This window comes from Agrobacterium salinitolerans, from assembly GCF_027498475.1.
In the GTDB taxonomy this organism is placed as follows: domain Bacteria; phylum Pseudomonadota; class Alphaproteobacteria; order Rhizobiales; family Rhizobiaceae; genus Agrobacterium; species Agrobacterium salinitolerans.
The window spans coordinates 526,603-541,855 of sequence record NZ_JAPZLN010000001.1 but is presented as its reverse complement, the minus strand read 5'-3'; the positions used below and the strand labels follow the sequence as shown (position 1 = coordinate 541,855).

Below are 15,253 nucleotides of genomic sequence, written 5' to 3'. Positions count from 1 at the left end.
TATCATTGTGAGGTGATAAAATAAAGAACAAAAGATGAACGGAAGGCGGAATTGCTCCGCCTTCGCTTATTCCCACTCGATCGTGCCGGGCGGCTTGCTCGTCACGTCGTAGACGACGCGGTTGATGCCGCGCACTTCGTTGATGATGCGGGTTGCGGCACGGCCGAGGAAATTCATGTCGTAGGGATAGAAATCCGCCGTCATGCCATCCACCGAGGTTACGGCGCGCAACGCGCAGACGAAGTCGTAGGTGCGGTAATCGCCCATCACGCCCACGGTCTGTACCGGCAGCAGCACGGCAAAGGCCTGCCAGATGGTGTCGTAGAGACCAGCCTTGCGGATTTCGTCGAGATAGATCGCATCGGCCTTGCGCAGAATATCGAGCTTCTCACGGGTGATCGCGCCGGGGCAGCGGATTGCGAGACCCGGACCTGGGAAGGGATGGCGGCCGATGAAGCTTTCCGGCAGGCCGAGTTCACGGCCAAGTGCGCGGACTTCATCCTTGAAGAGCTCACGCAGCGGCTCGACGAGCTGCATATTCATGCGCTCGGGAAGACCGCCGACATTGTGGTGGCTCTTGATGGTGACCGAAGGGCCACCGGAAAAGGAGACGCTTTCGATGACGTCAGGGTACAGCGTTCCCTGCGCAAGGAATTTGGGTGCGCCCTTGCCATCGGCGGCGATCTTGGCCGCCTCGGCCTCGAAGACTTCGATAAACAGACGACCGATGGTCTTGCGCTTCACTTCCGGATCGGAAACGCCCGAGAGTTCACCGAGGAACAGATCGGCGGCGTCAACGTGCACCAGCGGAATGTTGTAATGATCGCGGAACATGCCGACGACCTGCTCGCTTTCGCCAAGCCGCATCAGGCCGTGGTCGACATAAACGCAGGTCAGCTGGTCGCCGATCGCCTCATGAATGAGGATGGCCGCAACGGAGGAATCGACGCCGCCGGAAAGCGCGCAGAGCACGCGGCCGGTGCCGACCTGCTCGCGGATCTTGCGGATCATTTCGGCGCGATAGGCGGCCATCGTCCAGTCGGATTTGAGCCCGACGATCTTGTGCACGAAGTTGGAAAGCAGCTTGCCGCCATCAGGCGTATGCACCACTTCCGGGTGGAACATGGTGGTGTAATAGTGACGCTTCTCGTCCGCGGCGATGGCGAAAGGTGCATTCTCGGAAGTCGCGATCACCTCGAAACCGTCCGGCAGCTTCGTGACGCGATCACCGTGACTCATCCACACAGGATAGCTCTTGCCCTGCTCCCAGAAACCGTCGAACAGAGGGCTTGCCTTCTTGATGTCGATATCGGCGCGGCCGAATTCGGCTGCGTGGCCACCTTCAACGGTACCGCCGAGCTGGGTGCAGAGCGTCTGCTGGCCGTAGCAGATGCCGAGGATCGGAACCTTGCTGTCAAACACCGCCTGCGGTGCGCGCGGGCTTCCTTCCGCCGTCACGGATGCGGGGCCGCCGGAGAAGATCACGCCCTTGGGCTGAAGCTTCTCGAACGCCTCTGCGGCATTCTGGAACGGATGGATTTCGCAATAGACCCCGGCTTCGCGGATGCGGCGCGCAATCAGCTGCGTCACCTGGCTGCCGAAATCGATGATGAGAATGCTGTCGGGATGGGCTATCTGGGTCATGGCGAGCCTTTAAAGAAAAGCGGGGCTTTAGGCAACCCGGAAGCGGGCGTCAAAGGGCGGAAATTTGCGAAAATCGCAAGGTTCTAAAGGGCAATCACGCCGTCCTCGATGGCGCGGCAGAGCCGGTCGACGGCATCCGCCAGCTTTTCATCGATGACGTGCAGGTACTCCGTCCAGTCGTCCACATGGTTCACATCCTCCTTGCCGTCGGAAATGCCGCGCAGACTGACGAGCGGTACGCCGAAGCGCTGGCAGGCTCTTAAAACCGCAAAGGTTTCCATTTCCACCATATCGGCGTCGATCAGCCCGTAGGCTTCGCCTGAAACGACATTGGCGCCCGTGGAAAGCCGCGCCTCGGCAATGTCCGGTATCCGCAAAGGCAAGGCCACTTCGGCGGGCAGATCGAGCAGCGGCGTGCAGCCCTTTTCGAAACCGAAGGCGGAGGCATCCATGTCGCGATAGGAAACGGAAATGGCCTGATAGACGCCGGTTTGCTCCAGCGTCCGCGAACCGGCGGAACCGAGCGAAACGACGAGGTCCGGCAGGTGATCGGCCGCATCGAGACCGGCAAGAACGGCCGTGACTGCAATCGCCGCCTCGACCGGGCCGATACCGGTCATCAGCGGTGCAATGCGCGCCTGAAGATGGGGCCCGTATTCGGGGGAGGCCGCCATGACGAAGAGGACGGATTTATCCGCAACATGCGAAAGCCGGTAGCTCATCCGATAATATCCTCGCGACCCTTCACCACCATCATCGTGCCCGTCATGGAGGCGATCAGCTTTGCCGGCCCATCGGACAGGGCATAGGCACGACCATCCGCCACGATCAGATTGTTGCCGGGCTTGATGATCTCGCCGCGAAACAGGAACCGCTCACCGCGCCCGGGCGACATGAGGTTGACCTTGAATTCGATGGTCAGCAGCGAGGCTTCCGGCTCAATGATCGTATAGGCGGCATAGGTGCAGGCCGTATCCAGACCCGCGGCGATGACACCCGCATGCAATATGCCGTGCTGCTGCGTCAGCTTTTCATGAAAAGGCAGTTCGATTTCCACCAGACGGTGTTCGATACGGCTGATCTCGGCGCTGATCGCCTGCACCACGCCCTGCCGCGCAAAGCTTCTTTCTATCCGCTGACGAAAATCGCCGGGATCCGTGATCTCCATGGCCTACCTGCCTGCTTCTGCCTCATCGCAAACTGACATGGCGCGTGGCGGCAGGCAAGGCAAGGGCGGTGCGGAGAATTAGAACATTTCCAGAAAAAGTGGAGCCCGGTTTCCTTTCGGGAATACGAAAACAGTTTAGTTGAGCATGCCTATGCTCGCATTCAATACCGTGGCAAAGGCGACCCATACGGCATAGGGCACGAAAAGCCACATGGATATGCGGTCACGGCGGTAGGTGAGCGCCACAAAGGCGACGATGCAGATCAGCATCGGAATGATGATGATGAGCGCACCTGCCGGGCTCTGCATTCCGAAAAAAATCGGAGACCACAGGAAGTTCAGCACCATCTGCGTGAACCAGAGCCGCATGCGCGTCCCCATCGGCTTGCGGATCCATGTCCGTGCGCCGGCAATGCCGATCAGCACGTAAAGCGCGGTCCAGACGGGCCCGAAAATCCAGTTGGGTGGATTGAAGAAGGGCTTCTGCAGCGATTGATACCATTCGCCGGGCACATTGTTGACGCCAATCAGCGCCCCCACGGCAACAACGACAACCACAAAAACGATATAGACGGCAAGGTTTCTCATAGTCCGTCCAATGCAAAGGGCGGGCTTTTGTTCCCCTTTCTTTTCAGTATTTTAGCTGGGCAAACGCACGATGTGCTGGTCCCACGCCACGTCGCTGCGCCGGGTTTTGAAAAATCCGTCATAGGAAGATACCGCAATGCCTCTCGCGGCGGGCGCGACGCCTGCCGCTTCTCGCACGGTCGTCTCGGAAACGACGCGCCCGGTTTTCGCATCCAGCGTCACGGCGGCGTTGCCGTTGGGCGAGGTCAGTCCCACCAGCCCATCGCGCCGGTTGACGGCAATGGCCCCGACATAATTGGCGAGACGCACCGTCGTTTCTTCCGGCAGATCGACGAAGGCCACATCCTCACCCTTGGAGAAATGGCCGACAAGCGGCGGAAGATCGTTGCGCGGTCCCTCGTATTGACAGGCGAACCAGATACGGCCGTCATCGCCGAGATCGACATGACGGGTGGAAAGCTGCCGAAGCTGCTCCGGCATGGCGTGTTTCTGGATCACTTGTCCGGTCGAGGCGTCCAGAAGCACGAGGGACGGCTGCATGCTGTCGATATTGAGCTTGGTTCGGCCGAAATCCGGATGGGTTTCGATGCCGCCATTGGCAATCACGATCAGCCGGCCGTCATCGCTTACCGTCATGTCATGTGTGCCGATGCCATGCGCATCATATTCGCCGATGCGGGCAAAGCCGTTGCGGGCGTCATAGAGACCGATAACGCCGCGATTGCCGTCGAAGTCGTTTTCGCTGGCGTAAAGGATCGCGCCATCGGGTGAGAATTGCCCGTGGCCGTAGAAGTGGCGGTTTTCCGGTGTGTGCATCACAATCGGTTCGCCGCGCCGCGCGGGATCGAAGGCCATGAAGAAGGTGCCGGGCCGGCGCGCAAAGGCCACGGTCATGCCGGTCGTATGGTTCGTCGCCATTCCATGGGCGCGGGCAGGAAGCGCGACGCGGTCGATGATCTCGCCGCCTTCGCTCACCGTCGCAATGCCGTAGGACCCGTCACGGGCGCGAAAGGCGGAAGCGAAGACCGCGTCCGCCCGTTCGAGCGCATAAAGTGAACGGGGAGCCAGCGCGGCGAGAAAGGGAGCTCCTGCCGCCTTGATGAAGCTGCGCCGATCTATCAGCATCCGTGTGGCGCCGGAGATCATCGGTTCAATCTCCATCGGCGAAGGAAAAGCCGGAACTGAGGCCGATCGCGCCGCCATATTGATCGTTCAGGCGGTAGATCAGGTCTTTGCCATTGAGCAGCAGATAATCCACCTTGGCGCGCTGATCGTCCTGATCCAGCGCTTTTTGCACATCCGTATCGATTGTCCCGGCAACGCGGATCATCGATTTGGCGATGAAATCGATGGAGTTGACGATGGAGCGTTGATCCGGCGGTACGAGTTCGACCATATCCGCCGTGTGCAGCAGGGTCTGAACCGCCTTGATATTGCTGGAAATGCTTTGCCAGGTCTGGCCGGAGCGCCAATAAATGGCGGTGCGGGGAAAACCTGCCTTGTCCGGTCCCTTGTAGAAGGTTTCGATCCGCTGGTCGCGGATGGCTTCGGAGCCGTGGACGAGAATACCGAGCAGGGCAACAAGCGCCTCGCGCTCATCACGAAAGACGGGGTTGTCCGCTCCGGGCTCCGTCCAGTTTTTCTGCGCACCGTCGGACGCATTCCAGCTGTCGGAAAGTTCCGCCGCCACATTGGCGATATTGCCGGCGATAGCTGCGCCGTAGCGGCAGCGGAAATCACCTTTCCTGTCGAGCAGCTCTTCCGCTCCTGTTCCGTAAAGCACGAACTCAAGAGCGCCGAGCCCTTGCGCCGCAACGCTCTTGCCGCTGAGGCCGTCCGCACTCGTGACGCTTTCATCCTTTTCGGTGAGATAGCGCTGCACCTGTTTCAGCCCGAGACCCTTCTTGTCGGGGTAATAAAGCACCCGTTCGAAACGGTTCTTCTCAATGACAGGGCCGACACGTACGATCTCGATTGTCGACCAGCTTGACACCGTATCGACAAAGGCAGCCTTGGCAGCCGCCGCCGTCGTTTCCGAGGGAGCGGTGCAGAAAGCGTTCATGCGGCCTTCCAGCCTCTTCGCCGACTGCCGGAAGTGGTCATAACCGGGACGGATGAAGCCGTTTACCGCCTTTTCCATCACACTCTGCACCTTAACCGGGTCGAGCGGCGGCGGCGGCATCAGTTCGACATCCTGCGCCCTCGCCGGAAGCGTGGTCAGAAGCACCAATACGGACATGACGCCGGAAATTTTTCGCATGGTATTTTTCATCAAAGGGACTCCAAGAAGGCCAGCAAAGCCTGCCGGTCGGATTTTTGCAAGGCGGCGAAGGCGTTTCGCGCTTTTTGCCCTTCGCCGCCATGCCACAATATCGCTTCCGGCAGGCTGCGCGCCCGGCCGTCATGCAGGTAAAAACCGTTGCCATTGACCTTTTGGGTGAGGCCTATGCCCCAGAGCGGCTGGGTTCGCCACTGCCGTCCGCTGGCTTCGCCCACCTGCTGGCCATCGGCAAGTCCTTCGCCCATGTCGTGCAGCAGAAAATCGGAATAGGGCCAGATCAGCTGGAAAGCATGCATGGGGTCGGCGGCGTCGCGGCGGGTGACGAATTTCGGGGTGTGGCAGGCCGTACAGCCGGAGGCGTAGAAAAGCTGCTTTCCCTGCAGGACCGTCGGATCATCGACGTTGCGGCGGCGCGGCACGGCGAGGTTTTCGGTATAGAAGGTGACGAGATCGAGAACCGGATCGGGCGCCTCCACCGGCCCGAGCCTGGGCTGCACGCCGGTCGGCATGGCAAGACAGTCCTTCTGGGCCTCGGTGCAATCGCCATAGGCATTCGGCGCATCCGGCGTGGAAATGCCGATATCGTGGGAAAAGGCGCTGGCGCTCTGGTCGCGCACGCTCGCATTTTGCGCTTTCCAACCAAACCGCCCGAGTTTCACCTCGCCAGTGCGATGGTCTTTGACCCATGCGGGACGCCCGGCAATGCCGTCGCCATCGTTGTCGTTCGGGTCGGCCTTGGCCAGAATATCGGCCTCGGCAATGGCCTCAATCAGGCCCAGCCCGAGGGTGGGCATGGCAATGCGCGCTGAAAGCGCCGTGTCGGCGCCAAGCGGGCCATATTGCAGATTCGCCACGGCATAGTCGGGCTTGCGTAACATCACCACCTCGCCATCCGCGAATTGAACCGGCTCTTCCCTATAGGTGATGACTGGCTTGCCTTCGGCTGCAAGGCCGGGAATGGCCAGGTTCTGAAGCTGCCGGCCATAGGTCTCATCGGGAAAATTCAGCACTTGGTGGCTGGCAATGGCCTGTCGTTCGGCTTCGTTGCGGGCCGGTCGCGCCAGCCGCAGAAACAGCGAGACGGCGTCTTCTCCGGCAAGGGGCGGTCGACCCCTGCCATCCTTGACATGGCAGGTCTGGCAAGAACGTGCGTTAAAAAGCGGCCCGAGCCCATCCGAGGCCTGTGTGGAAGAAGGGGAGGAGACCCAGAGCTTCTGGAACAGCGCATTGCCGAGCTTGAAATCCTGCTTTCGCTCGAGCGGCATGGTGGTGGAAGGATGTGAAAACGCGCTGCTGTCGGCTTTGCCGACACTTGTCGTCGCTCCGCCTGACATGGCCTCGAAAGGTTCCGGCCTGGTAAAATACGTCGTTGGCGCGGTCACGGCCAGTACGCGACTTCGATCTTTTTCCGTCAGATCGTCCCGCAGCGGTTCGGCAAGCGCCGTCGACGCTGCAAGGCAGGCTGCCGCGGCGAAGAAGAATGGCTTGCGGATCGGCGGCGGCAAAAATTGCATGAAAACAAGGGTGGATGGAGAATAACGGGCCGCGGCGATCCACGGCCCGCTTTACCGCTTATTTGAAGACGGTGTTAGGATTGTCGAGGCTGTCGGAGCCTTCAAGCTCGATCTTGCCCAGATCGAGCGCCGCAATGACGCGTTCGACAGTCTTCGTCTGGTCGAGCAGGCCGTCGATGGCCGTCTGAACCACGGCGTTGCCTTCCTTGTTGCCCTCGCCGATCATCTGGTCATAGGCCTCGACGGTCTGCGCGCGCTTTTCCATCGCGTGCATGGCGTCGAGCGTCTTGTTCAGCTTCGCCAGCATCTCGTCGTTCAGAGCCTTGTCCTTAGCGCCGACCAGTTCAGACAGCGAGGCGCCCGTCATCTTCGTTCCGTCTGCGCGGGTGTAGTCACCGGTATAGGCCGAGGCGATGCCGATCGCGTCGTAAAGATGCGAATTGTAGGTGTTGTCGGAGAAGCAATCATGCTCTTCTTCCGGGTCGTGCAGCAGAAGGCCGAGCTTCATACGCTCACCCGCCAGCTCGCCATAGGAGAGCGAACCCATGCCGGTGAGGATGGCGGTGAGGCCCGCTTTCGGATCGGCTTCCAATGTCTTCGTGGCTTCGCCCTCCGGCGCCCAGGCATCCACCATCTCCTGAAGATCCTTGATCAGCAGGGTCGAAGCGGATTTCAGGTAATCGGCGCGACGGTCGCAATTGCCGTTCGTGCATTTTGCTTTGTCGTAGTCAGTGTAGGGGCGGTTGCCTGCGCCCGGTCCGGTGCCGTTCAGATCCTGACCCCAGAGCAGAAACTCGATGGCGTGGTAACCGGTCGTGACATTGGCTTCGACATCGCCCGCCTCGTGCAGGCTTTCGATCAGCTCGGGGGTGATCTTGGAGGCGTCGACCTCCTCACCGCTGATCTTGATCTTCGGATTGGCGATGATGTTGGCGACGTAAAGCTCGTTCTCGTCGCTTTCCGTCCCGTAGGAGCCGTCGACATAGTCGATCAGGCCTTCATCCAGCGGCCAGGCGTTCACCTTGCCTTCCCAATCGTCGACGATCGGGTTGCCGAAACGATAGACTTCCGACTGCTGATAGGGAACGCGGGCCTTGATCCATGCTTCCCGGGCGGCTTTCAGGGCTTCTTCGCTCGGCGTTGCGATCAGCGCATCGATGGCCTTGTCCAGCGCCTTCGCCGTGGTCAGCGAATCCTCATATTTCGCATGCGCGACATCGGCGTAATGCTTGACGACGGCCGCCGCATCGGTGGCAGCCCGGGCGGGAAGCGCGGTGAAAACCGCAGATGCGGCAAGAAGCGCAAGAGAAGCGCTGAGAATGGTTTTGCGGATCATGATCCCTCTCCTTCGACAGGCGCGAAATGACTTCGCGCCGCGGCAAGCGAGTTCTGACCCAATCATAAACTTGTGTCAAACATTCTAGTTTAGAATGCTTAGAAACAAGACCCGGCGTCGTATTCCAAGAAAAATCGGTGCTTGCAAAGACGGTACTATGCTTTGCGCTTCATCAAGCAGAAGAAGAAGCCATCCGTATCTGTGGTTGCAGGCGTTAACGTCACTGTCTTGCCGTCGGAGGAATGCGGTTTGTTCGCGTGGCCGCCGAAAGTCAAATGCCAGCGCTCCAGTGCAGAACCGATCGTAAATTCTGGATTTTCCTTACAGAAACGTCCGACCTGCTGTTCGTTTTCTTCAGGCAAAACCGAACAGGTGACATAAAGCAGCTCGCCGCCGGGCCGCACGAAACCCTTGGCCTGCGAAAGCGCCTCGCCCTGCTGCTGCACGCGTTCTTCCAGATTGCGCGCCGTCAGGCGCCATTTGGTGTCGGGACGGCGGCGCCAGGTTCCGGTGCCGGTGCAGGGTGCGTCGACCAGAACGCGGTCGAATTTTTCCTGGAACGGGGCAAGGCCCGCTGCGCGGTCATGCACCTGCACATTGCGCGTACCGGCACGCTTCAGCCGCTCGATGATCGGCGCGAGCCGCTTGCGATCGGCATCGAAAGCGTGGACCTGACCTTTATTGTTCATGCTGGCGGCCATGGCCAAAGTCTTGCCGCCACCACCGGCGCAATAATCGAGGACCTGCTCGCCTTCCCGAGCACCGGCAAGATCGGCGACGATCTGCGAGCCCTCATCCTGCACTTCGAACCAGCCCTTCTGGAAGGACAGTTCGGCGGTGACATTCGGTAGGCGGGATGGGCCTTGGCCGGCGGGAATGCGCACACCCTGCCGGGCGATATGCGTGGCTTCCGCGCCGCTCTCCTCCAGCGCCTTCAGCACCTTGTCGCGGGTCGCTTTCAAGGTGTTGGCGCGCAGATCAAGCGTGGGCCGCTCATTCAGCGCCTGCGCCTCTGCGAGCCAGCGCTCTCCAAAGGCGGTTTCGAAGGAAGATTGTAACCATTCGGGTATGTCGCCCTGGATATAGGCCGGTGCGTCACCGAGGGAACGGGAGAGGAAGGCCTTCTGCCTTTCCGCATCGGGTGCGGTGGGCGCGAATTTGTCGCCGTCGAATTCCGCCTCAAGGTCCGAAAAGCTTTTGCCCCACTGCCGCAATAGAACCGCATAGGCGAGAGAGGCGGCGCTGTCGTCATCCATCAGCCAGGCGTGCGAGAGCTTCATGCGCAGCGCGTCATAAACGATGTTGCCGATTGCGGCCCGGTCGCCGGAACCGGCGAAACGATGGGCAAGGCCCCAATCTTTCAGAGCATCGGCGACGGGACGCCTGCGTCCCTCAATATCCGCCAATACTTCGATTGCTCCGGCCAAACGCCCGCCTAAACGCATTGTCTACCTCGTTCTTGTGCTAAGCCCGGTTGGTAGACGCGAATGGCGGCGAGGGCAAGGCTCAATCGGCCTTGACGATCTCGTAGCAGACCTTGGCGGTGCCGGAATTGATCATGCCGATGTTCTTGGCGGCCGCCTTGGAAAGATCGAGAACGCGACCCTTGATGAACGGCCCGCGGTCATTGATACGCACCACAACGGCCTTGCCATTGCGCGCATTGGTCACCTTGATCTTGGTGCCGAACCGCAAAGAGCGGTGGGCAGCGGTCAGGTGGGCAGCGTTCATGCGCTCACCCGAAGCAGTCTTGGAGGTCAACGCATACCACGATGCGCCTCCACAACCATTTGCCGCATTCGCCTGAAGAGGCGCAATGATGGAACAGGCGGCGATAGTTGCAGCGGTGAAAGTTATACGACGGATATTCAACAAACTGTACTTCCCTGAAAATCGGCCCCGCGCCGATTGATTGTGCCCTTGCTAAACGGCCATGAACTGGCCTGAACGCCTTTTGATGCGAGATTGTAGGGCGAGGGAAAAATGGCGAAAAAAAGCTGAGCTCAAATCACGAACCGTTACAGCCTGTAATATTCGTGATCGTTAGCCGGGAGCCTGTCAGAGCGTGCTTTAAGAAAAAAGTGGAAAAAATAACGCGGAATCAATAGTTAATCGAAATGCTGTTGCAGGTCACGACTTCGTGAATCTGGTTCACGAAATGTAAGTGAAATATTTTTCTAATTACTCTGAATTTACTGATTTTTGGGCGGTTAATAAAATCCTAATTGGCTGAAATGAGACGAAAACCATCCGCAAAAGCGGGCTTGGAAGGATTTTTCATCACTTTTCGACAGGGGATTTTTCAGCCCCGCCAGACGCCGTTTTCCCACAATTGTCTGAGGGAGAGCCTGTACTCCGGAAAGCGGAAATCGAAGCCGAGATCGCGTATTCTGGCGTTGGAAACGCGCTTGTTCTCGCCATAAAAAGAGCGCGCCATCGGCGTCAGATCGGCGGTCTCGAAGGCCTGTTCGGGTGGCGGTTCCACCCCCATCAGCGCTGCTGCGAAGCTCACCACATCCTGCGGCGGGCAGGGTTCATCGTCGGTCACGTTGAAGATGCCACGTTCGTCTTTCGCTACAAGAAAGGCAAGTGCTGCACCGATATCCTCGACCCGGATGCGATTGAATACCTGATCTTTCTTCACTAGCCGCCGCGCCGTTCCCTTCTCGAAATTCATGAAGGTATTGCGTCCGGGGCCGTAAATTCCGGAAAGGCGCAGGATGGAAAGCGGCGCACCCGCCTTTTCCGCCGCCGCAGTCCAGGCGGTTTCCGCAGCCACCCGTTCCACGGATCGCGCGGAGACCGGGCGGCAGGGCGTTGTCTCGTCCACCCAGGCGCCGCCATGATCGCCATAAACGCCGACGGTGGAAAGATAAGCGACCCATTTCAGATCGGGCATGAGCTTTTTCAGATCGCCGCCCAGAAGCGCAAGCAGCGGATCGCCATCCTTGCCCGGCGCGACGGATTGTACGAGATGGGTAACATTGCCCATTGCGGCGACGAGTTCGTCGTTGAGTTGAACACCGTCGAAGAGCAACGGCGTCATGCCTGCGGCGGCGAGGTCTGGGAACCTGTTCTGGCTGCGTGTGGTGCCGGAAACGCTTGCTGCTTCGGTCTTTAGCGCGTTAGCGATTGCTTTTCCTGAATATCCCGCGCCGAAAATCATCACATGCATGCGTCACGCCTCTGCCAGTTGCCATTCCATTTCGGCCTCCGGATCAGGCTCCGGGGCGCGACCGGCAGAGTATGTACGGAATTCGTCCCTGTCCATAAGCCGTGACAAAGCCCATGCGGCCATGCCGCGCACCTCCGGCGAAGGGTCTGTTTCGGCAAGCGCCTTGCATTGTTCCACGAATTGCCGGTCGGCAGAGTTGCCCGCCGCGATCAGTACGTTGCGGATGAAGCGATTGCGGCCGATGCGCTTGACGGGCGAGCCGCTGAAGAAACTGCGAAAGGCGGCGTCATCGAGCGTGAGTAGGGAGGCGATGGAAGGCTCCTTCAAATCCTCGCGCGCCTGCAATTTCATCTCGGAGGCGCTGGCTGCGAATTTGTTCCACGGACAGGCGGCAAGGCAGTCGTCGCAGCCATAGATGCGATTGCCGATCATCGGCCGAAATTCGTGCGGGATCGGCCCCTTGTGCTCGATGGTGAGATAGGAAATGCAGCGGCGCGCATCCAGTTGATAGGGCGCGGGGAAAGCGGCCGTCGGACAGGCATCGAGACAGGCGCGGCACGACCCGCAATGGTCCCTCTCAGCCTCGTCAAGACAGAGTTCGGCCGTGGTGAAAATGCTGCCGAGAAATAGCCACGAACCATGGGTGCGGCTGACGAGGTTGGTGTGCTTGCCCTGCCAGCCGAGACCGGCGGCGGCGGCAAGCGGTTTTTCCATTACGGGTGCGGTGTCGACAAAGACCTTTACGTGCTCGCCGGCACGCGCGGCAAAACGGGTAGCGATTTCTTTCAGCCGCCCCTTGATGACGTCGTGATAATCGCGATTGCGGGCATAGACCGAAATGGCCGCCTTGTCGGGTTGGGAAAGCAGGCCGCGTGGATCTTCTTCCGGACCGTAGTTCAGCCCGAACATGACGATGGAGCGAACGTCTCCCCAGAGCGTTTTCGGCTCTGCCCGGCGGGCCTCGGTTTCCTCCATCCACGCCATCGTGCCGTGATAGCCATTGTCCAGAAACTGTCTCAGCCGTTCGGGTGCGAGCGGAATGCTGTCTGGGGTAGTGATGCGGCAGAGATCGAAGCCAAGTGAAAGCGCTTCCCGACGAACGAAGTCCGTCAGTTTATGCGCGCGTATTCGCTGCTTTTCGCTCGCGACGTCGATGGTCGTGTCTCCTGCGGGTTAATCTGCGGCATATATAATGCATGTCGCCCGAAAGTGTGCAGCGGTTTCGGGACAACGACATGCTTTACATACAGCCGCACGCCGCAGCAAATAACCGGATGGGCAGACCTTAGAAGTCCAGATCGGCGTAGTGGGAAGAAGGGGCAAGTCGGGGAATGCGTTCGCTGAGGAACGGCCGGAAGGAAGGCCGGGATTTCACCCGCTGATACCATTCCTTGGCAATCGGCGCTTCGAGCCAGTTGATCTCACCGAGATAATCCAGCACCGAGACCGCGGCAGCCGCGGCAAGATCGGCATAGCTCAACCGGTCGCCGGCCAGCCAGGTGCGCGAGCCGGCCAGCCATTCCAGATATTTGATGTGCTGGCGAATATTGTTGCGGGCGGTGCGCAGCAGCTTGGAATCCGGCGGTCCGCCACCCTGCGCCGCCGTCATCTGCAATTTATAGACCCGTTCCCGCACCAGCGGCCGGGTCACGTCGTTTTCCATCTTCTGCAGAAACCATTCCGTCAGCCGGCGGATTTCAGCGCGCTGAAACGGGTCTTCGGCAAGAAGCCGACGGTCGCGCTTCAGAACCCCGTGCGTTTCGTCAAGAAATTCCGCAAGCACATAGGGCCCGCTCAGCGAGCGCATATTGTCGTCCAGATAGACCGGCAAGGTACCGGCAGGATTGAGCGCCAGAAACTCTCGCCGTCTTTCCCATGGCTGCTCCTCCACGAGATCGGTCTGGAACCCGTATTCCGCAAGGATCAGACGAACGAACCGGGATGCGGTCGACATCGGAGAGTGATAGAGAGTTGGCATCGGTACTCAATTTTTACGATTGGTTGTCATGATCGGCATTGCCGAAAAACTTTTTCAGTTTCGCTTCATCAAGACGCTATAAGAACTCGGCTACTTTAAAACAAGTTTAACGCTATGGCATGTCTCCCAAAAGTGTGCAGCGGTTTTGGGGCAAAGACGTGCATAAAAACAAAAATTTAAAGTGCGTCGCACCGGTTCGGTCGAACGCGTCGCGCTTTATTACCTTCCATTGCCGCTTTCCCCTGAAAAGAAGGATATCTCATGGGTGACCAGTCGATCATCAGCGCACTTCTGCTGGGCATTATCGAGGGTCTGACGGAGTTCATCCCCGTCTCCTCAACGGCGCATGTGCTGCTGGCCGGGCATTTCCTAGGCTTCAAATCCCCCGGCAACACCTTTGCCGTTCTTATTCAGCTTGGTGCGATCCTTGCGATCCTCCTTGTTTATTTTCAGAAGCTTGTGTCGATTGCGCTCGCTTTGCCGACAAGCGCGAAAGCGCGCCGCTTCGTGCTGGCCGTTGCTCTCGCTTTCCTGCCGGCGGCGATCATCGGGGCTTTGGCGCATGACTTCATCAAGACCGTGCTGTTTGAAACGCCGATGCTCATCTGTGCGGTGCTGATCGTCGGCGGCGTCATCCTGCTTGCGGTCGATCGTATGCCGCTGAAACCGAAATATACCGACATCATGGATTATCCGCCGTCGCTTGCCTTCAAGATCGGCCTCTTTCAATGCCTTGCGATGATTCCCGGCACGTCGCGGTCTGGCGCCACAATCGTCGGATCGCTGCTGATGGGAACGGACAAGCGCTCCGCAGCCGAGTTTTCGTTCTTTCTGGCAATGCCGACCATGCTCGGTGCTTTCACGCTCGATCTCTACAAGAACCGCGATGCGCTGAGCTTCGATGACGGCGCGCTGATCGCCGTGGGGTTCATCGCCGCTTTTGTCTCAGGCCTCTTCGTCGTTCGCTCTCTGCTGGATTTCGTATCGCGGCGAGGCTTTGCACCCTTCGCATGGTGGCGCATCGTCATCGGTTCGCTGGGACTGATCGCGCTTCTTGTGCTGGGGTGAGCCATCGGCGGCAATAATCTGCGCTCGCAACGAACAAAAAAGCGCCCCGGAGAACCGGCGGCGCTTTTTCTTTGAAACTTTTAAAGTCCGATCAGTTGGTGCTGATCGAAGCCGTTGCGCAGGGGTCGACGCCATAGGCTGGAGCGCAACCGCTCTTGCCCGCTGCAACCGTTCCCGGCGCCATGAAAGAACCCGCCAGAACCACCAAAGCCGCACACGCAAAAAAGAGTGCGATAGATCTGCCCATTTTATGATTGCCTTTCAGACGTTCGTTCGCGCGGATCATGCCGCCGTGTGTGAATTGAGGGTTCGGGATATGTTTGGAATGTGGCGAATATCAATAAAGCAGCTTGTTGAATACCGGGTTAATGCGAAGTCTTTTCCACAGTTGCGCTTGTGCCACGCTTGCCTGTGGAGCCCGGACGACCGTTAACTTTTAGCCGGCTTTGCAACGCAGCCTTAGTTCATTCAACACCTCCCCTGCAGTTGAGGGGAAAATGC

General features: G+C 59.1%; 14 protein-coding genes. 1 reads left to right on the top strand and 13 read right to left on the bottom strand.

Features of this window, described 5'->3' with window-relative positions:
- Positions 1-66 precede the first annotated feature (66 nt).
- The 13 genes from guaA to O9X91_RS02490 form a co-directional block, all read right to left on the bottom strand.
- Positions 67-1,644 (bottom strand): glutamine-hydrolyzing GMP synthase, encoded by a 1,578-nt coding sequence (guaA, locus tag O9X91_RS02550; RefSeq protein ID WP_142913725.1) that lies wholly within the window; start codon positions 1,642-1,644, stop codon positions 67-69.
- A gap of 83 nt (positions 1,645-1,727) precedes the next feature.
- Positions 1,728-2,366 (bottom strand): 5'-methylthioadenosine/S-adenosylhomocysteine nucleosidase, encoded by a 639-nt coding sequence (locus O9X91_RS02545; RefSeq protein WP_137409635.1) that lies wholly within the window; start codon positions 2,364-2,366, stop codon positions 1,728-1,730.
- Positions 2,363-2,812: a PaaI family thioesterase gene (locus tag O9X91_RS02540; protein ID WP_077983757.1), complete on the bottom strand. Its 450-nt coding sequence runs from the start codon at positions 2,810-2,812 to the stop codon at positions 2,363-2,365. Before O9X91_RS02540 ends, O9X91_RS02545 begins: the two co-directional genes overlap by 4 nt.
- Positions 2,813-2,947: 135 nt before the next feature.
- Positions 2,948-3,400, bottom strand: coding sequence for a TspO/MBR family protein (locus tag O9X91_RS02535; protein WP_142913724.1), 453 nt, complete (start codon positions 3,398-3,400; stop codon positions 2,948-2,950).
- Between the two features lie 51 nt (positions 3,401-3,451).
- On the bottom strand, positions 3,452-4,546 hold the full coding sequence (locus O9X91_RS02530; protein ID WP_142913723.1) for a DUF1513 domain-containing protein: 1,095 nt from the start codon (positions 4,544-4,546) through the stop codon (positions 3,452-3,454).
- Positions 4,547-4,550: 4 nt separating this feature from the next.
- Positions 4,551-5,672: an imelysin family protein gene (locus tag O9X91_RS02525; RefSeq protein ID WP_142913722.1), complete on the bottom strand. Its 1,122-nt coding sequence runs from the start codon at positions 5,670-5,672 to the stop codon at positions 4,551-4,553.
- Positions 5,672-7,195: a di-heme oxidoreductase family protein gene (locus tag O9X91_RS02520; RefSeq protein WP_269833577.1), complete on the bottom strand. Its 1,524-nt coding sequence runs from the start codon at positions 7,193-7,195 to the stop codon at positions 5,672-5,674. Before O9X91_RS02520 ends, O9X91_RS02525 begins: the two co-directional genes overlap by 1 nt.
- A 58-nt stretch (positions 7,196-7,253) precedes the next feature.
- Positions 7,254-8,531, bottom strand: a complete 1,278-nt coding sequence (locus O9X91_RS02515) for an imelysin family protein (protein WP_077983753.1) — start codon at positions 8,529-8,531, stop codon at positions 7,254-7,256.
- 155 nt (positions 8,532-8,686) lie between these two features.
- The gene (locus O9X91_RS02510) at positions 8,687-9,976 is read right to left on the bottom strand and encodes an RsmB/NOP family class I SAM-dependent RNA methyltransferase (RefSeq protein ID WP_142913719.1); all 1,290 of its coding nucleotides are present in this window, start codon (positions 9,974-9,976) and stop codon (positions 8,687-8,689) included.
- Positions 9,977-10,037: 61 nt separating this feature from the next.
- Complete coding sequence (locus O9X91_RS02505; RefSeq protein ID WP_077983751.1) at positions 10,038-10,406, bottom strand: septal ring lytic transglycosylase RlpA family protein; 369 nt, start codon at positions 10,404-10,406, stop codon at positions 10,038-10,040.
- Between the two features lie 427 nt (positions 10,407-10,833).
- Positions 10,834-11,706, bottom strand: a complete 873-nt coding sequence (locus O9X91_RS02500; protein ID WP_142913718.1) for an SDR family oxidoreductase — start codon at positions 11,704-11,706, stop codon at positions 10,834-10,836.
- Positions 11,707-11,709: 3 nt separating this feature from the next.
- The gene (gene queG / locus O9X91_RS02495) at positions 11,710-12,861 is read right to left on the bottom strand and encodes a tRNA epoxyqueuosine(34) reductase QueG (RefSeq protein WP_142913717.1); all 1,152 of its coding nucleotides are present in this window, start codon (positions 12,859-12,861) and stop codon (positions 11,710-11,712) included.
- Between the two features lie 130 nt (positions 12,862-12,991).
- Positions 12,992-13,684: a glutathione S-transferase family protein gene (locus O9X91_RS02490; protein WP_003520121.1), complete on the bottom strand. Its 693-nt coding sequence runs from the start codon at positions 13,682-13,684 to the stop codon at positions 12,992-12,994.
- A 261-nt stretch (positions 13,685-13,945) separates the two neighbouring features.
- Between O9X91_RS02490 and O9X91_RS02485 the strand changes: the two genes are divergently transcribed.
- Positions 13,946-14,752, top strand: a complete 807-nt coding sequence (locus O9X91_RS02485) for an undecaprenyl-diphosphate phosphatase (RefSeq protein WP_077983748.1) — start codon at positions 13,946-13,948, stop codon at positions 14,750-14,752.
- Positions 14,753-15,253: the final 501 nt, after the last annotated feature.